Source organism: Corallococcus sp. M7 (genome assembly GCF_054512695.1).
On record NZ_CM137252.1, the window covers coordinates 1927226 to 1945427 of the forward strand.

General features: G+C 69.2%; 14 protein-coding genes. 5 read left to right on the plus strand and 9 right to left on the minus strand.

Features of this window, described 5'->3' with window-relative positions:
• Positions 1-23: 23 nt before the first annotated feature.
• From ACX114_RS08080 to ACX114_RS08110, 7 genes are all read right to left on the minus strand, one after another.
• Entirely contained in the window at positions 24-593 is a 570-nt protein-coding gene (locus ACX114_RS08080) for an imm11 family protein (protein WP_459296332.1), read from the minus strand.
• A 9-nt stretch (positions 594-602) separates the two neighbouring features.
• Positions 603-1940 (minus strand): AHH domain-containing protein, encoded by a 1338-nt coding sequence (locus tag ACX114_RS08085; RefSeq protein ID WP_459300089.1) that lies wholly within the window; start codon positions 1938-1940, stop codon positions 603-605.
• On the minus strand, positions 1940-4168 hold the full coding sequence (locus tag ACX114_RS08090) for a S9 family peptidase (RefSeq protein ID WP_459296334.1): 2229 nt from the start codon (positions 4166-4168) through the stop codon (positions 1940-1942). The genes ACX114_RS08085 and ACX114_RS08090 overlap by 1 nt, the downstream gene beginning before the upstream one ends.
• 34 nt (positions 4169-4202) lie before the next feature.
• On the minus strand, positions 4203-5594 hold the full coding sequence (locus tag ACX114_RS08095; protein ID WP_459296336.1) for an aminotransferase-like domain-containing protein: 1392 nt from the start codon (positions 5592-5594) through the stop codon (positions 4203-4205).
• Positions 5595-5663: 69 nt separating this feature from the next.
• The gene (locus tag ACX114_RS08100; RefSeq protein ID WP_459296338.1) at positions 5664-6239 is read right to left on the minus strand and encodes an imm11 family protein; all 576 of its coding nucleotides are present in this window, start codon (positions 6237-6239) and stop codon (positions 5664-5666) included.
• Between the two features lie 12 nt (positions 6240-6251).
• Positions 6252-7583, minus strand: coding sequence for an AHH domain-containing protein (locus ACX114_RS08105; protein WP_459296340.1), 1332 nt, complete (start codon positions 7581-7583; stop codon positions 6252-6254).
• Positions 7584-7590: 7 nt separating this feature from the next.
• Positions 7591-8907 carry a putative sensor domain DACNV-containing protein gene (locus ACX114_RS08110; RefSeq protein ID WP_120590443.1) on the minus strand — a complete coding sequence of 439 codons (1317 nt, stop codon included), beginning with the start codon at positions 8905-8907 and terminating at the stop codon, positions 7591-7593.
• Between the two features lie 187 nt (positions 8908-9094).
• Between ACX114_RS08110 and ACX114_RS08115 the strand changes: the two genes are divergently transcribed.
• The gene (locus ACX114_RS08115) at positions 9095-10468 is read left to right on the plus strand and encodes an amidohydrolase family protein (RefSeq protein WP_459296342.1); all 1374 of its coding nucleotides are present in this window, start codon (positions 9095-9097) and stop codon (positions 10466-10468) included.
• Positions 10469-10471: 3 nt separating this feature from the next.
• Here the strand turns inward: ACX114_RS08115 and ACX114_RS08120 are convergent, their stop codons facing one another.
• A complete protein-coding gene (locus ACX114_RS08120; protein ID WP_459296344.1) occupies positions 10472-10774 on the minus strand; it encodes a hypothetical protein in 303 nt (100 codons plus the stop codon).
• Positions 10775-10966: 192 nt separating this feature from the next.
• On the opposite strand from ACX114_RS08120, the gene ACX114_RS08125 reads away from it, so the two are divergent.
• From ACX114_RS08125 to ACX114_RS08135, 3 genes are all read left to right on the plus strand, one after another.
• Positions 10967-11440, plus strand: a complete 474-nt coding sequence (locus ACX114_RS08125; RefSeq protein WP_459296346.1) for a YqaA family protein — start codon at positions 10967-10969, stop codon at positions 11438-11440.
• Positions 11441-11618: 178 nt separating this feature from the next.
• Positions 11619-13340 (plus strand): lamin tail domain-containing protein, encoded by a 1722-nt coding sequence (locus tag ACX114_RS08130; RefSeq protein ID WP_459296348.1) that lies wholly within the window; start codon positions 11619-11621, stop codon positions 13338-13340.
• A gap of 100 nt (positions 13341-13440) precedes the next feature.
• Positions 13441-14061 carry a glutathione S-transferase family protein gene (locus ACX114_RS08135; RefSeq protein ID WP_459296350.1) on the plus strand — a complete coding sequence of 207 codons (621 nt, stop codon included), beginning with the start codon at positions 13441-13443 and terminating at the stop codon, positions 14059-14061.
• Positions 14062-14120: 59 nt separating this feature from the next.
• Here ACX114_RS08135 and ACX114_RS08140 read toward each other — a convergent pair whose 3' ends face one another.
• Positions 14121-15869, minus strand: coding sequence for a S28 family serine protease (locus tag ACX114_RS08140; RefSeq protein ID WP_459296352.1), 1749 nt, complete (start codon positions 15867-15869; stop codon positions 14121-14123).
• A 143-nt stretch (positions 15870-16012) separates the two neighbouring features.
• On the opposite strand from ACX114_RS08140, the gene ACX114_RS08145 reads away from it, so the two are divergent.
• A complete protein-coding gene (locus tag ACX114_RS08145) occupies positions 16013-18199 on the plus strand; it encodes a dipeptidyl-peptidase 3 family protein (RefSeq protein ID WP_459296354.1) in 2187 nt (728 codons plus the stop codon).
• The last annotated feature ends 3 nt before the right edge of the window (positions 18200-18202 follow it).

The following is an 18202-nucleotide window of genomic DNA, read 5'->3' on the forward strand; positions in this document are numbered from 1 at the left end:
CGGAGGCAAGACGGGCATCGTCATCAAACCTCCGTGAAGTACATGCCGGTGGCGCCGGTGCGCTCCAGTGCCGTCTTCAGGTCTTCGGAGACGATGAGCGAGGCGTTCCAGCCCCAGGGCCGGAAGATCTTCGCGTCACCCACCTTCGACTTGTCGATGCGCAGGATGTCCACGGAGCGGTACTCACCGATTCGCCAGGGCTGACCGTGCCGAGGCTCCCAGAACCGGACTCCTTCCGATGCCTGCTCGTCGATGCAGCGAATGACCCGGGGGGTGACGAGGATGACGTATTGGTCCGGGTGTTTGGGAATAGTGACGGGGACAAGCTGCACGTCGTCGTTAGCGCTTTCGGCCAGGAGCGTGGCGAGCTTGACGTGAATGACCGGGACCAAGCTCAAGCCCGCCATGGAGAAGTCACGAGGCTTTCCAGGCTCCATGATGGGAATTCGAAGTGGCCCTGTTACTTTGACAGGCTTGTCTGTCCTGAGTCGCCAAGCGTCCTCAATCTCCACTCCGTTCTTGTCGGCCGGATCATCCAGATACCAGTACCCCTCTTCGGGGTCGCCATGCAGCTCGAAGAAACGATTGGACATGGTAGGGGCTCAACGTCCAGGGCGAGTGGTGAGCAGCTTGTTCAGTACGGTGCCTGGAGACCTGGCTTCTTCAGCAAGCTCTTTGAGCGTGCTGGTCAGTGCATCGCGACACTGGGCGACAGTTCTGCATTGCTCGGTGGCATCCCGGAGACGCCTCATCACACGTCGATGATACTCGGCGGGATGTGGACCCCGGTGGCCTGGGACTTCGACGATGTTCTCCGGGTCCTTCAGCTCCATCCCAGCCTTCTTGAAAAGCTTCCGGAAGACTGGGGTCCATGGTCCTCCATTTCTTGAGGATTTCTCATTACGGATGGTGGCCAGGTGGTGGCGCTGGGGCTTGCCGGGCCGCGAGGACATGGCCACCGCGTTGGGCGCCAGCGCGATGGTGAAACCGTCGGCCGCCATGGCCACGGAGCGCACGCCTCCGAGCGACACGAACTGGAGGCCCGCCTGCGTCTCCACCGCGACCGCCGCTTGCGCGGAGCCGGGGAGCGTAGGGGCTTTCATCGCAAGCCCTGCGGTGTTTCCAATCGCCGCCGTGGCCAGCATCACGAAGACGCGCGCGGCGTTCCTCCCCATCACCGCTCCGTAGGCTTCGCCCGCGTCGCGCACCTGGACGAAGGTGGTGGCCCCGTCCACGTGGCGCACCAGCGTCACCCAGCCGTCCAGGAGGGTCCACACGGTGTCCACGCCCAGGTAGGCAATCGCCGTGGCGGTGATGAGTGCGGCGAGGCCCTTGGACACGGGCTCCGGCATGGCCCACAGCAGCAGGTACATCGTCACGGCGGAGGTCATCGTGGCCATGACGGCCTGGGGGCTCGCCATGCCCGCCAGGGCTTCAGCCGTCTCGTTCCAGACGGAGTCCATCGCGATGGCCATCGCCAGGGCATAGCGGCCGTCGCTGCCCAACAGGGGGCCTTCCTCCAGCAAGCGCAGGCAGTCTCCGGACTGCTTTCGCTTCTTCGCGCACCACTGCCGGTAGCCGCGCGTCAGGTCGTCCGATGCGTCGAGAAGCCGCAGCTCTCGCGCCTCCTCCTCGCCCAGTGGGATGATCTGCCGGGTCCGCTCACGGAAGCCGAAGAGACCGCTGCGCTCCGGTAGGCCGAACAGCTCGCGGGCTTGCCGCAGGGGATGGGCGAAGGGCCGCACGTCCCTGGCGAGCGTCTTCACCGCTGCCTTGAACTCGTCCTCCTCCAGACGGGCCTCGGAGGGGGACGCATCTTCCTCCTCCCGGGGCGTGACGACAACGCTGTCGCCGCCATCGACCTCCAGGCGCACGACCCGCGTCGTCGCGCAGCCCGACAGGAGCAATCCCAGCAGCAGCACCCAGCCCAGCCGCTTCATCACCGGGGCTCTCCCAGTTCCCGCAGGAAGAACCGGCGCACGTCGTCCCGGTAGTACCTGCCTTCGGGGCCGTGGCCTTCTCCGGGCATGATCAGCAGGTCGAAGTGCTTGTTCGCGCGCACCAGCGCCTGGACCATCCGCATCGTCGTGGACAGCGATGCGTTCACGTCGCTGGTCCCGTGCATCAGCTTGAGCGCTCCCTGGAGCTTGTCCGCCAGGGCTTCGTTGGAGCCCGCCGCGTAGCCCTCTGGGTTGTCTGACAGCAGGCCCATGTTCGGCTCGTTGATGATGGCCTCTTCCGTCAGGGCTCCCGGTGCTCCCGCATAGCCTGCCTTGAAGAAGGCCGGCGCCGTCAGCATGCCTCGCAGCGCGAAGTAGCCACCCCAGGAGTGGCCGTGGATGCCCACCCGCTCCAGGTCCATGTAGGGCCGGCTGGCTGCCGCCTGCTTCAGCGCCTCGACGTGGTCTGGAATCTCCGTCTGGCCCACGCGGCCGTAGTTCACGTCCTGGAAGGCCTTGCCCCGCCCTGGCGTGCCTCGCGCGTCCAGCACCATCACGATGAACCCGAGCTGCGCCAGCGAGTGCGCGATGATCGATTCATACGGGCCCACGTAGCTCCAGGGCACCACCGTCGTGAACGGCCCCGCGTAGATGACGTCGATGACCGCGTAGCGCTTCTTCGGATCGAAGTCCCACGGCTTGTACAGCGCGCCGTACAGGGGCGTGACGCCGTCCGTGGCCTTGACCGTGATGCCTTCCGGCGGCGTGTAGTGCAGCTCCGCCAGGGCGCTCGTGTCTGACTTCGCGTAGCGGAAGGAGGGGCGGCCCTCCGTGGACACCACGTCCCAGACTCGCGGCTGCTCCCGCGTGGAGTGTCCATCCACGAGGTAGCCCGTGGAGGGGGACAGCAAGGGCCGGTGGAGCCCGGGCTCGGGCGTCAGCCGCTTCAGCGCCCCGCCCGCGATGCGTGCCCGGTATACCGACCGGTCATAGGGGGCCCCGGGCTCGGCGGAGGCGGTGACGAAGAAGGCGTCCGACTTCGGCGTGACGCCCACCACCGCGTGGACCGGGAACGCGCCCCGGGTGAGCTGGCGCACGAGCTTGCCGGAATAGTCATACAGGTAGACGTGACGCCAGCCATCGCGCTCGGACATCCAGAGGAAGTGCTGGTTGTCCGGCAGCGGCTTCACCTGCTGGGACCAGCCGCCCACCGAGAACTCCAGTGCCGCGACGAAGGTCTCCTTGCGCTCCTCCCGCAGCACGCGGCGGCGCTTGCCCGTCGATGGCTCCACCGCCACCAGGTCCAGTCGCTTGCCGTCCCGAGACAACTGGAGCACCAGCGCCTCGCTGCCGTCGGGGCGCCAGCCCGCGAACCAGTCATAGCTCTCCACCGCGTCACCGGGCGCGGGCGCTACCTGCCCCGTCTCCACCGAGACGAAGTGCAGCTCCGAGCGCATCAGCGGCGTGCCCGTCTTGGAGTAGGGCACCCACGTCACCTTCTCCAGCGGGGTGCTGTAGTCGACCAGCGGGAGCCGGTGCATGCCCCGCATGTCGTCGTGCCAGACCGCGAGGAACCGGCCCTGGGGAGACCATGCCTCTTCGGGCAGCCGCCAGGGCGAGTCCTCCGTGCCGGTGCGCTCCATCCGGGTCGCGCCCTTGGCGTCCATCACGGCGAAGCCCGTGTCCCGCTGCACCGCGACCGTCTTTCCGTCCGGCGACAGGCTGTTGCCGGGCACGAGCGACAGCGCGGCTGGATGCGTGGGTTCGAGCGCCACGAGCCGCTTGTCGGTGAGACCCAGGGAGAAGGCCTGGCCCTGGACGGTGAAGACGATTCCCTTCGCATCGGCGGTGAACGTGAAGGGCATGACGGCGGGCAACGTCATCGGCTTGCCGAACCGCTCCGTGAGCTGGGACCGCAGCGACTCCGAGTCCAGCAGGGGCTGCTGGGTGCGCTTCCGTGCATCCACCAGGACCCACGTGTCCCGGTAGGGCTCCACCCTGGACCAGTACACGAACCGGTCGCCTTCCGGCAGCCACCGGGGTGGCGTCAGGGTGTCGCGGATGCGGTCCGGCCAGCGGAGCGAGACTTCCGAGAAATCGAGCCGCGCCTGGAGGGCGTCCCCGGCCTCCGCTCCCAGTGCCCGCCAGGGGATGGCGAGTCCCGCGAGAAGGAGCGCAAGGCGCGCACGCGACAGGAGTCCACCACGGAGGGGCAGGGAAGGCGTCATGGGCACTCTCTTGGGAAGGAGGTGAAGGGAAACGTCAGGCCAGGCGTCGCGGTGCCGGGGACGTGGCGCCGAGCAGCTCGGCCAGCGTCTTCAATCCCCGCTCCAACTCGTCCCGGGAGCCGGCCGCGGCCAGCGACACCCGCAGCGCGTTGGGGGCCTGGCCCGGCCGGGCCGCGAACAGGTGCGCGGGGCCGAGCAGCACGTCGCGTGCGGCGGCGGCTTCCACCAGCTCCGTGGCGCGGCGCTGCTCGGGGATGGGCATCCACAGGAAATACGCGCTGGGGTGCGCGACATAGGGGTGGCCCTTCAGCACCTTCGCCGCCAGGGTCTGCCGGGCCGTGGCTTCGGCGCGCCGCGCGTCGCGCAGGGACTCGGCGGTTCCATCCGTTAGCCACTGCGTGGCCAGCTCATTCAGCAGGGGAGACCCCGACCAGACCGTCGCCGAGGCCGCGTGCTCAAGCGTCAGCAAGGACGGAGCTGGCGTCCGGATGTAGCCGACGCGCAGCGCGGGGAGCACCGCTTTGGACAGGCTGCCCAGGTAATAGGTCCGCTCGGGCGCCAGCGCGGCCAGGGGGGCGGGCGCCTTCGTCACGAGCGGGGCCAGCGCGCCGTTCTCGATGACGGTGATGTCGAACTTCCGGCAGACCTCCACGAGTGCCTGCCGCCGCTTCAAGGGCATGACGACCGTGGTCGGGTTGTGGTTCGTGGGTGTGCAGTAGAGCACCCGCGCCTTGCTCCTCCGGCAGGCCTCCGCGAGCGCTTCGGGCACGAGCCCCTCCGCGTCGAACGCCACCGGATGCGTGGGCAGCCGGAGCCACTCCGCGGCGGCGAGGACTCCGGGGTAGGTGACATCCTCCACCAGCAGGCCGTCCGGGTTCGCGAGCAGGGACAACACCATCAACGTCGCATGCTGGGCCCCACTGCTCACGACGACGTTCTCGTGTGTGGCTGGAACGCCCGCGAGTTCCAGCCAGCGGGCCCCCGCCGCCCGCTGGGCCTCCGTGCCCGCATGGGCCTGATAGCCACTGAGCGAGCCCAGGTCCGCGCGTTCACTCAGCCGCTGGAGCGCGGCGGCGAACGCAAGGTGTCCCATATCGCCAGGGACGATGGGCACCGCCGTGGGCCCCAGGTCGATGCGCGTCCGGTCGAGCTGGGGCGTGTAGCGGTCACCGTCCCGCAGGTTCCGCACGAACGTCCCATTGCCCACCTGGCTCCAGATGAGTCCCCGCCGCTCCGCCTCTGCATAGGCTCGGGTCACCGTCCCCAGCGACGTCCCCAATGTGCTCGCGAGCTCCCGGTGAGTGGGAAGCCGGTCCCCCGCGCGAAGCCGACCCGCGCTGATGTCCGCCGCGAGCGCATCAACGAGCGCCCCGTACAGGGGGCCCTCGGAACGTTTCAGGCGCGGCTTCCAGTTGGAGCGGGACATGAATCGGATTGTACCATGACAATCCGAGGCCTGTACCAGGACCCTGGCGGGCTCCCACTGGAAGAAGCTCTACACTTCCGTGAACCGCATGCCGGTGGCGCCGGTGCGTTCAAGGGCCGTCTTGAGGTTCTCGGAGACAATCAGGGCGATGGACCAACCCCAGGTGCGGAAGACCTTGGCTTGGCCCACCTTCGATGCGTCGATGCGCATTCCCGCGACGGAGTAGTACTGGCCTGCCTTCTCGGGCTGCTTGTGCTTGATGGGGTCCCAGTACTCCACTTCCCGGGACGCCTTGTCGTCGATGCAGCGGAGCAAGTGGGTGGCCACGAGGATGTTGAACTGATCGGGATGGCCAGGGATGTCCACCGCGAAGAGCTGGACGTCATCAGGCGCAAGCTCCGCGAACACGGTGGCCAGCTTCACGTGGAGGATGGGCGTACTGCCGATGCCTGCTTCGGAGTAGTCCAACGGCCTTCCAGGCTCGTCGATGGGAAACCGGAGGAGGCCAGGAGCCTGAATGGGCTTCCCCGCGCTGAACATCCACGGGTTCTCGACCTCCACGGACTTTTCATCGACGGGATCACCCAGATACCAGCGTCCCGGCGCATAGACGTCTTCTGACAATCTGAAGTAGCGGGCGGTCATTGGTCGTGTGGGTCAGCGGTCCCGAGTCAGCAGTCGATTGAGTTCCGTGCCATGAGTTCTAGCCTGCTCGCCAAGAATCTTGAGGGCATCGGTCAGGGCTTCGCGGCACGCCTCTACGCTCCGACAGTTGGAGGTCACCTGCCTTAACCTGTCATAGACGAGTTGATGGTACTCGGCGGGATGGGGGCCCCGGTGGCCTGGGACTTCGACGATGTTCTCCGGGTCCTTCAGCTCCATTCCGGCCTTCTTGAAGATGCGCCGGAAGAGCGGAGTCCAGGGGCCGCCATACTTCGCGGACTTCTCATTGCGGATGGTGGCCAGGTGGTGGCGCTGGGGCTTGCCGGGCCGCGAGGACATGGCCACCGCGTTGGGCGCCAGCGCGATGGTGAAACCGTCGGCCGCCATGGCCACCGAGCGCACACCTCCGAGCGACACGAACTGGAGGCCCGCCTGCGTCTCCACCGCGACCGCCGCTTGCGCGGAGCCGGGCAGGGTGGGTGCCTTCATCGCGAGTCCCGCCGTGTTGCCAATCGCCGCCGTGGCCAGCATCACGAAGACGCGCGCGGCGTTCCTCCCCATCACCGCTCCGTAGGCTTCGCCCGCGTCGCGCACCTGGACGAAGGTGGTGGCCCCGTCCACGTGGCGCACCAGCGTCACCCAGCCATCCAGGAGGGTCCACACGGTGTCCACGCCCAGGTAGGCAATCGCCGTGGCGGTGATGAGCGCGGCGAGGCCCTTGGACACGGGCTCCGGCATGGCCCACAGCAGCAGGTACATCGTCACGGCGGACGTCATCGTGGCCATGACGGCCTGGGGACTTGTCATGCCCTCCAGGGCTTCGGCCGTCTCGTTCCAGACGGAGTCCATCGCGATGGCCATCGCCAGCGCATAGCGGCCGTCGCTGCCCAGCAGGGGGCCTTCCTCCAGCAAGTGCAGGCAGTCTCCGGACTGCTTTCGCTTCTTTGCGCACCACTGCTGGTAGCCGCGCGTCAGGTCGTCCGATGCGTCGAGAAGCCGCAGCTCTCGCGCCTCCTCCTCGCCCAGCGGGATGATCTGCCGGGTCCGCTCCCGGAAGCCGAAGAGGCCACTGCGCTCCGGCAGGCCGAACAGCTCGCGGGCTTGCCGCAGCGGATGGGCGAAGGGCCGCACGTCTCTGGCGAGCGTCTTCACCGCTGCCTTGAACTCGTCCTCTTCCAGCCGAGCCTCGGAGGGAGACGCGTCTTCCTCCTCACGGGGCGTGACGACAACGCTGTCGCCACCATCGACCTCCAGGCGCACGACCCGCGTCGTCGTGCAGCCTGACAGGAACAATCCCAGCAGCAGCACCCAGCCCAGCCGCTTCATTCCGGCCTCAGTCCTCCGTCAGCAGGAGGCTCCAGAGCAGCACCTTCTTCTTGCCGGGCGGCCGGTGCAGGCAGCGGAGCGGGCCGTCCTGGGAGGCCACGAACACGATGGCTCCGGAGTGCTGGTTGGCGAAGACGGCCGCGGCGCGGTGGCGCGAGCCGTGCTGATGGATGGGGTAGTGCGGGCCGGGACGTCCCTGGAGCGTTCGCGCTTCGAAGACCTGCGGCGGGCCGCTGCGCGGGAGCGCGATCTGATACCCCGCGCAGAGCACCTCCAGCTCCGGCCCCAGCACCAGCGCGTTGTCCACCGCCGTGAACTGCCCGATGCTCTCCACCAGCGCCTGGAAGTCGCTCTCCGTCGCCTTGTCGTCGTGCTCGGCGGCGGCCTTCTTCAACTCCGGATCCTCTTCCTCCTCCGCCGCCTTGCCGGCCTCCGCCTGCCAGGCGCCGTTGATGAGGTCCGCGCGTGCCTGCACGAAGCGCTGCAACCGCTGACGCAACAGCGAGCCCTGCTCCGGCGGCAGGACGTACTTGCCTCGCGCCCGGAAGCGCTCCACGTCGTGCTGCTTGGGCAGGAACGCGATCAGCCCTCCGTGGTGCAGGCCCGCCATCCTCCGGATGAGCCCCTGCACCGCGTTGGACACGTACCACTCGCGGTTGCCGCCCATCAGCGGCTGCACCTTGGGCAGCGACTCCACCAGCGTGGAGCACATCTCCATCAGCGCCGCGCGCACCGCGCTGTCCTCGTGGAAGAGCAGGTCGTGCAACGCCACCCGCCGGCCCGGTGGCACCGGCGCGCCCTGCTCGTAGCGGAAGACCTCGCGCCCCTGCGTGCTCACCACCAGGTGGCCCGGCTCCGGCGCGTGGAGGATGAAGACGTCCTCCTCGCCCTCGGCGTGGAACTCCGTGTACTCCACCCGGCGTGCCAGCCCCTGGATGCGCAGCTTGCCCTCGCGCGGCCCCACCACCACCGCCGTGCGCGGCAGGTTCGCCGCGGGCGCCAGCTTCACCAGCGCCTCCACGCTGAAGTCGGTGATGCTCGACTTGGCCTCCAGGGGCAGCGTCTCCCACGCCTGCCGCTTGCCCTTCTGTCCGCCGATGTAGACCGTCTCGCGCACCGCCTGCAGGCCCTGCAACCCCTGCGCGTGATAGGCGATGCGCACGCGCGTGGCCTCGCCCTCCTCGCGGCCCAGGCTCGCGAAGAACACCGTGTCCGCCAGCACGACCAGCAGCTTCAGCGTCGGCTCGGCGAGCGGCGTCTTGGCGAACTGCCGGAGCCACCCGCGCAGGGCTTCTCCGGGATATTGCAGGCCGGGTTCATCCATCGGGCGGGCAGCATAATCACGGCGCCGTGTTTCCCGGTGGAAGTCGCACGCGCGCCGCGATGCGGCGTTGGGTTCCCACCGTGCGCCCGGCCTGTAGCACCGACGCCACGACAGTCACGGCCACGAAGGGTTGTCGTCACCCGGACGCGCTCCTAGGGTTTCCCTCTTCCCCCTGGAGACCGCCCTGATGCGCTCGCGTTCCCTGACCGCCGCCCTGCTCGCCCTCGCGCTGCCGCTGTCCGCCAGCGCGGCGCCCGCCGCCTCGCGCACCGTCGTCTTCCAGGGCGGCACCGTGCTGGATGGCTCCGGGGGCCGGCCGCTGGAGGCGGCCGCAGTGATGGTGCGCGACGGGAAGATTGTTTCCGTGGGGCCCGCCAGCAACGTCAAGGTGCCCAAGGGCGCGGAGGTCATCGACTTCAAGGGCCAGACGCTCCTGCCCGGCCTCATCTCCGACCACAGCCACGTGGGCCAGACGTCCGGCACCACCACGGGCTCCCAGAACTACACGCGGGAGAACGTGGAGAAGCAGCTGCGCCAGTTCGCCGCCTACGGCGTCACCACCGTGACGGCGCTCGGGATGAACCGGCCACTGTTCAACGAGCTGCGCAAGGAGGCCCACGCGGACGGCTTCACCGGCGCGGACCTCTTCGGCGCGGGGCAGGGCATCGGCGTGCCGGAGGGCGGGCCTCCCCAGTCGATGACGAACAGCGCGCCCGACCAGCTCTTCCGCCCCACCACGGCGGAGGAGGCCCGCGCCGCCGTGCGCACGCTGGCGAAGAACCGCGTGGACCTGGTGAAGGTCTGGGTGGACACGTTCCTGGGCAAGCTCCCGAAGATGAAGCCGGACATCTACAAGGCCGTCATCGACGAGTCCCACAAGCAGGGCCTGCGCGTCGCCGCCCACATCCATGACCTGGAGGACGCGAAGGCCGTGGTGGACGCGGGCGTGGACATCATCGCCCACGGCGTCCGCGACCAGCCCGTGGACGCGGCCTTCATCCAGGCCATGAAGAAGCGCGGCGTCTGGTACGTGCCCACCTTGGAACTGGACGAGGCCACCGTCGTCTACGCGGACCAGCCCCTGCTCGTGGACGACCCCGTCCTCCAGCCCGCGCTGTCCCCGGAGCTGCGCGCGCAGTTCAACGACGCCGCGTGGCGCAAGAAGACCCTGGAGGACCCCAAGGCCCAGGAGGCGCGCCACGCGCTCTCCACCAACCAGGCCAACCTGAAGGCGCTGTACGACGCGGGCGTGAAGGTGGGCTTCGGCACGGACTCCGGCGCCACCCCGCTGCGCATCCCCGGCTACGCGGAGCACCGCGAGCTGAAGCTGATGGTCGGCGCGGGCCTCACGCCGGGACAGGCCCTGGCCGCCGCCACCGGGAACGCGGCGGACCTGCTCAAGCTCAAGGACCGGGGCCGCATCCAGCCCGGCCTGCGCGCCGACTTCTTCCTCGTGGAGGGCGACCCGTCCACCGACATCTCCACCGTGGACCGCGTCACCGGCGTGTGGCGCCAGGGCCGCAAGGTGGCGGGGAAGCTCACCGCGCCACCCGCACCCTGAGCCTCACTCCTCGATGGGCGGCTGGAGCGTGCCGAAGTGCTCCAGCCCCTGGTCCAGCGCCGAGCGCACCGCGTGCAGCAGTGCACCGTCCGACAGCCGCCGCACCAGGACGATGCCGGTCGCCACGTAGGACGGCGCGCCGCCCAACCGTGCCTCCAGCGCCTCCAGGGTGAGCACGGTGAGCACGAAGGTGCGCCCGTCGCGCAGCCGCACCACCAGGTTCCGGGAGCCCTCGAAGTGCAGCGCCGGGGGCTCCGCCACCAGCAGGGAGGCGATGCGCTCGTCCTCCGTGTCGATGGACCGCATGCCTGAGCGTTCGCGCGTCGAGCGTCGCATGGCGGGGACGATGGTGACCCCCACCCGCGCCTACAACCCCTGCCCCGGGGCAGGCCGCGTCGCCGGACAGCCTCCGGCCCCGGGGGCCAGGATGGCGGGCAAGGGAGCGCTGACGCCGCACAAGACGAACGCCCCGTGCGGGTGTATGGCCCCAGGCCTCCCATGCCCGCCGAGCCTTCCACCCTGTCCACCTGGGGCCTTCCCGGGATGTTCTTCGTCGCCATGCTGGCGGGCTCCGTGGTGCCGGTGCCCTCCGAGGCGATGCTCGCCGCCCTCATCTACAACGGCACACCGCCGCTGATGGCCACCGTCGTCGCCACCGTGGGCAACGTGCTGGGCGCGCTGACGCTCTACATCCTGGGCCAGTGGGTGTCGCGCGGCGGAGGCGGGGCCGTGGGCCGCTGGGTGGCGCGCCGCCGGGAGAAGGAAGGCCCGCGCATGCAGCGCGTGGAGGCGAACCTGCGCACCTGGGGTGCGCCCGCTTTGCTGATGTCGTGGCTGCCCATCCTGGGGGACGCGTTCGTGCTCGCGGGCGGCTTCGTGGGCGTGCGCCCCTTGCCCTTCGTCGTCTTCGTCACCCTGGGTAAAGGTCTGCGCTACGCCTTCGTCGCGCTGTCCACCACGGCCGCGATGTAACAATGTGTAACATTGCGCGTCCCTGACGGGGGGGATGCGCCGCTCGCGCAACGTTTCAAGGAATGTGACGGATAAACGGCGGTGGCGTCGTGTACGCGGAATACTGCGTCCGCGGCGCTGCCGTGACGTCCATGAACCTCTACGGCTCCTGGGTTTGCCGGGAGCAGGATGAAACATCGTGAGCCTGAAACAAGACCTCTTCCGGCGGCCCGCCGCCTCCTGGCGTACGTGGTCCTTCACGCTGGTGTGCGCGGCGCTCAGCGCGTGCGGTGGTTCGGTGGACGCGGATGCGGAGGAGACGGCGCCGGAGCTCGTCGCGCGTGAGGACTCGCTGGCGAACGTGCGGCTGCGCCTGATGGCGGCCAACCTGAGCAGCGGCACGGGGCAGGACTACAACCCGGGCCACGGCATCCGCATCTTCCAGGGCACGGACGCGGACGTCGTGATGATTCAAGAGTTCAGCTACCTGTCGGACTCCGCGGCGGACATCCGCACCTTCGTGGACACGGCGTTCGGCACGGGCTTCTCCTACTACCGCGAGTCCGGCGCGCAGATTCCGAACGGCATCATCAGCCGCTACCCCATCATCGCCTCCGGCGAGTGGGACGACACGCAGGTGTCCAACCGCGACTTCGCGTGGGCGCGCATCGACATCCCGGGCCCCAAGGACCTGTGGGCCATCAGCGTGCACCTGCTGACGACCAGCTCGAGCGTCCGCAACACGGAGGCGTCCAACCTGGTGAAGTTCATCAACGCCAACGTGCCCGCCAGCGACTATCTGGTGATTGGCGGTGACTTCAACACCGGCAGCCGCAGCGAGTCGACCTTCAGCACCTTCTCCAGCGTGGTGTCCACGGCGTCGCCGTACCCGGCGGACAAGAACGGCAACACCAACACCAACGCGGGCCGCAACTCGCCGTACGACCACGTGCTGGTGGACAACGACCTGCGCGCCTACCAGACGTCGGTCGTGATGGGCTCCAGCACCTTCGCCAACGGCCTGGTGGTGGACACGCGCGTGTACTCGCCCCTGTCCGACATCTCCCCGGCGCTGTCGGGTGACAGCGGCGCGTCCGGCATGCAGCACATGGGCGTCATCAAGGACTTCCTCATCCCGGGGGACGGCACGACGGCCTCCACCGTGACGGTGCTGTCGCCCAATGGCGGTGAGAGCTGGACGGCCGGCTCGGCGCGCACCATCACCTGGAGCTCCTCCGGGGTCTCCAACGTGAAGGTGGAGTACTCGCTGAACGGCTCCACCTGGACCACCCTCACGTCCAGCACGGGCGCGTCCGGAGGCAGCGTGGCGTGGACGGTGCCCTCCAGCGCCACCACCAACGCGTGGGTGCGGGTGAGCGACGCGAGCAACGCCACCGTCACCGACCTGTCCAACGCGGCCTTCACCATCACCACGGGCGGCACCAACGGCACGGGCAACGTGTTCATCAACGAGGTGCTCATCAACGAGCCGGGCTCGGACGTGAACGGCGAGTTCGTGGAGCTGGTCAACAGCGGCACGGCGGCGGTGGACCTGAGCGGCTGGACGGTGTCGGACGGCACGGCCGTGCGTCACACCTTCGCCAGCGGCACCACGGTGGCGGCGGGCAAGGCGGTGGTGGTATTCGGCGGCGCGTCCGGCATCCCCTCCGGTACGCCAGGCGCGGTGGCCGCGTCCACGGGCCAGCTGGTCCTGGGCAACAGCGGTGACACCGTCACGGTGAAGAACAGCTCCGGCACGGTGGTGGACACGGCCACGTTCGCCTCGTCGCTCGCGGGCACGGACGGCGTGTCCGCCAACCGCAGCCCGGATGCGTCCTCCACGGGCGGCTTCGTGCTGCACACGGGCGTGTCCAGCCTGAGCAGCTCTCCGGGCAAGCGCGCCAGCGGCACCGCGTTCTAGTCCTGAACACCGCTCCTCCGGACGACGCTGTTCCGGAGGAGCGACCTGGGAGAGTGTGCCCCGGAACGTCCTGCTTCCGGACGCGAGGAGCCCTCCCATCATGCTGAAGGTCCATCACCTCTCTGAGTCCCGCTCGCAGCGCATCCTCTGGCTCCTGGAGGAGCTGGGGCTGGACTACGAGGTCGTCCGCTACGAGCGAGACCCGAAGACGGGCTTCGCCCCGCCGGAGCTCAAGGCCGTCCACCCGCTGGGCAAGTCGCCGCTGGTGGAGGACGGGGGCCGGGTGCTGGCGGAGTCCGGCGCCATCATCGAGTCGCTGATCCGCAAGTACGGCCAGGGCCGGCTGTCGCCCGCGCCGGAGGACCTGGACCGGTACACGCACTTCCTGCACTACGCGGAAGGCTCCGCGATGCTGCCCATCGTGCAGCTGCTCTACGTGAAGCGGCTGGGTGACGCCGCTGCGCCCATCAAGCCGCGCATCGACTCCGAGCTGAAGAACCACCTGAGCTACCTGGAAGGGGAGCTCCAGGGCCGCGAGTACCTGGTGGGCAGCGCGCTGACGGGCGCGGACATCCAGCTCTCCTTCGTGCTGGAGGCCGCGAAGTCCTTCCGGCTCTTGGCGGAGCTGCCGAACCTCACGGCCTACCTCGACCGGCTTCACGCGCGCCCCGCGTACCAGCGGGCGCTGGAGCGGGGCGGGCCGTACAAGATGGGCCGCTGAAAAGACGACGGGCCGCCCCGGTGCATCCGGGACGGCCCGTGCCCTGTCCGACGGTCGGACTAGTTTCGCGCCGCCTCACGCAGGTGGGGCGGCACGTGGGGCCCGAAAGCGGGCGGCTCCTCCGACTGCACGAACTTCGGGGCGCGCTTCAGCGGCGAGATGCCCATCCAGCGGTTGAGGGTGGCCTTCGCCTCCGCCTGCTGGGGCGCCGGGAGCTGGCTGATGCGCGCGTTGTGGTTCCCGCCTTCCACCGTGTACAGGTAGGAGTCCTGCGAGTTGCCCAGCACGTAGGCCGCCGCCGTCCACGGATCGTAGCTGCCGTAGATGAACATCAGGCGCTGCCCCTGCGAGGACACCCAGTCCTGGATGTCCGGCATGGCCTCGGGACGGAACACGAACGGGATGCCGGGGGGCGAGTACACCTCGCCGGTGTCGGTGTCCGGGAAGTGGATGAGCGCGCCCAGGTGCTTGTCATAGGGCTGGGGCCAGCCCAGCTCCGCCGCGGCCTGGTAGTAGTAGGCGGCGTACGGGGCGAGACCGGAGTCCGCGAACGAGCCCATTCCCACCTCGTAGTCCATCGCGTCGAACAGCTGCTGATCCGTGGCGGTGGTGGGGGGGATGTTCCGATTGCAGTTCGCCGCGGAGTCGTACTGCCAGAAGGCGAAATAGGTCTCGATGGCGGCGTGCTCCAGCGCCAGCTCGAAGCCGAGCTGCGAGTACGTCAGCGCAGGTTGCTGCTCCTGCGCGTAGGACTTCAGGAGCGTGAGCATGTTGTCCCGGCGCGAGAGCACTTCACGCTGGAAGGCCCACAGCCGCTCGCGGCACGCGAGCTGCGCGTCGCCGCCCACGGTGTCCTGGAACGTCACGAAGCGCTCGTCGTTGCGCTTCGCGATGGGCGCCACGTACGCCACGGTGGCGTCCACGTCGTTCGGATGGAAGCGGCGGAAGAACACGACCGTCTCGCCGCCCTTGCTGCCGCCGGTGGACACCCACTTGCCGGTGTAGATGGGCTTGAGCGCCTGGGTGATGCGGTGGAAGTCATCCGCGGACTGGCGGATGGTGAGCTGGCTCCAGTCCGCGGGCGACGGGATGCTCGGAGGGAAGAAGCGGTGCTCCACGGCGACCTGGTTGGCGGCCAGGAGCTGCGCGGGCTCCGAGCGGCCGGTGCCGGTGGAGACGTTGTAGCCGCTGGTGGAGAGCACCATGGGGCTGGTGTCCGCCTTGTGCATCAGCGTCAGGCGCTGCTCGAAGCGCTGGCACTCCGGGTGGGCGTGGTCCGCCGGCTGGTTGTAGCGCAGGACGAAGTGCCGGTAGCCCGCGGGGACACTGCCGCCGGTCCGGTCCTGGTCCACGGTGATGCCCGGGATGGCCTCCAGCCGGGTCCGGATGTCCAGCGACGTGTTCTGGATGATGCTCAGGTCCGGGGGCGTGTCGACCCAGCCGCTCGGAGTGCACGCCGCCGTGCCACCGTCGGTGCCCGCATCGGCCTCGGTGCCCGCGTCCGCGCCGGTGCCCGCGTCCGTGCCAGCATCCACATCGGAGCCCGCATCGGCCTCGATGCCCGCATCGGCCTCGGTGCCTGCGTCCGCGTCCGTGCCCGCATCGGAGCCTGCATCGGCCTCCGTGCCCGCATCGGTGTTGGCGCCCGCGTCCGAGCCGCCATCCACGGTCTGGGTGCCGCTGTCGGGGCGTGGGTCGTCCGGCCCGTCATCGCCACAGGCGACCGGTCCTCCAAGCAGGGCGAGCAGGGGAAGAGCCAACAACAGACGGGGGAATCGAGCAGCGCGGGCCATCGGGGTCTCCAGCAAGAGGCGCCATCCTAGGGCAGGAGCCCCACACGGCGCCTCCCGCCCCATGCTCTGTCCAGCCCCGGAGGCCCGGTCGGCTGACCGCTTGAGTCCACCCCGCGCGCGGGGTAGCCACGTCCCGTCACGTCTCCTTGGAGCCCTCCATGAAGCCCCTGCTGCTGGCCGCCGTCCTCGCCGCCGCGCCCGCCACCCCGCAGAAGTCCCCGGCGCCTGACGCCGGCCTCGCGCAGGCCGCGCAGCCCTCCCTCACCGTGCCCGGAGGCAAGTTCCTCCGCGCCCGCTCCGGCAACACCGCCGTCGCCCAGATGTTCGCGCCGGGCATCGCGGAGCTGTCCCTGGCGGAGAAGCGCGTGGCGTGGCCCCTGACGCTCGCGGCGCACGCGGGCGAGGACATCGCGTTGGATCAGCTCGGCTGGAAGCTGGTGCCCGCGAAGCAGCTCCTGGAAGGCGTCTGGCTCTTCGGCCGCGACGCGCAGAGCGCCGCGTCCGGCTTCGACGGGAAGCTGGCGGACTACCTGCTGCGCTTCTACGGGCACGGCGGCAACCACGACAGCACCACCGGCCAGAAGTTCGTCCCGGCCTTCACCGCGGAGCAGCTCGCGGCCGGTGCCTCCCGCGCCCTCAAGGCCGGCGCACCCTGGACGGTGAAGGACGAGGCCGCGCTCCAGGCCTGGCTCCAGGACCTGACGCCCACGCTCTTCGACGCGAGCTTCGAGCCGCAGCTCACGTCCAAGGCTCCACCGCCGGGCCAGGACATCCTCACCGCGTCCTCCAACACCGCCTATGGCCCCGGCGTGACGGAGAAGGACCTGGTGGGCTTCAAGGAGAAGTACCCGCTCAACTCGCGCGTGGTGAAGCAGGACGGAAAGCTCGTGGAGCAGGTGTTCCGCGCGGGCACGCCGGACGGCAAGGTGAAGCCGGGGCTGTACGCGAAGGAGCTCTCGCGCGTCATCGCGCACCTCCAGGAGGCGATGAAGTCCGCCGAGCCCGCGCAGAAGGCCGCGCTGGGCAAGCTGGTGCGCTACTTCCAGACGGGCAGCCCCAAGGACTGGGACGCGTACAACATCGCGTGGCTCAAGGTGGACCCGAAGGTGGACGCCAACCTGGGCTTCATCGAGACCTACGTCGACCCTCGCGGTCACAAGGGCCAGTGGGAGGGGCTGGTCAACTACCGCGACACGGCGGAGAACCAGATCATGGTGCTCATGGGCCAGAAGGCCCAGTACTTCGAGGACCGGCTGCCCTGGCCGGAGAAGTACCGCCGCAAGAAGGTGTCGCTGCCGGTGGCCAAGGCCATCAACCTCATCACGTCCAACCCGGAGCCGCCCGCGGGCATCAACCTGCCCAACGAGCAGCACATCCGGGAGAAGTACGGCAGCAAGAGCGTGATGATCACCAACGTCATGGACGCCGCCTCCGCCGTGACGCGGCTGCCCCTGGCGCTGGAGTTCTCCCGCACGGCGGAGGACCGCGAGCAGGCCCAGAAGTACTCCGTCACCGCGCGCAAGTGGCTGGTGGCCTTCCATGAGGTGCTGGGCCACGCCTCCGGCCAGGTGGATCCGAAGCTCAAGGGCCAGTCCCCGTCCGTCTTCCTCAAGGAGTACGACAACACGCTGGAGGAGGCGAGAGCGGACCTGGTCGCGCTGTGGCACGCGTTCGACCCGGCGCTCGCGGAGCTGTCGCCGGACCACGAGGCCATCGCGAAGCAGATGTACCGGGACTTCCTGGTGGAGGGGCTCACCAACCTGCGCCGCGTGGAAGAAGGCAACGCCTTCGAGGAGGACCACCAGCGCGGCCACCACATGACGGTGACGTTCCTGGAGGAGAAGGGCGCGGTGAAACAGGTAACGGAGAACGGCCGCACGTACCTGGTGGTTCCGGACTACGCGAAGATGCGCGAGGCCGTGGGCGAGCTGCTCTCCAAGCTGATGGTCATCAAGGCCACTGGCGACTACGAGGGCATCCGCGCGCTGGTGCAGGAGAAGGGCATCCACTTCGACCCGAAGCTGCGCGACGAGGTCGCCCGCCGGGTGAAGGCCGTGGACGTGCCCACGGTGCTGCTGCTCAATTCGCCGCGCGTGGTGCCGGTGCTCGACGCGAAGGGGGCGCTGGTGGACCTGAAGGAGGACACCACCCAGGCCTTCGTGGATCAGCACCTGGAGCGCAGCCTGCTGGGCCGGCTGTCTCCCGCGGAGGCCAGCCGCGTCGCCGCGAAGGTGGCGGGCTCGCCGGACGCGGTGCGCGAGGCCTTCAAGGAGCTGGGACCGGATACGGCTCCGGCGCCGACCCCCGCGAAGAAGGGTGCGGCGCCGGTGAAGTCCACGCCCTGAGCT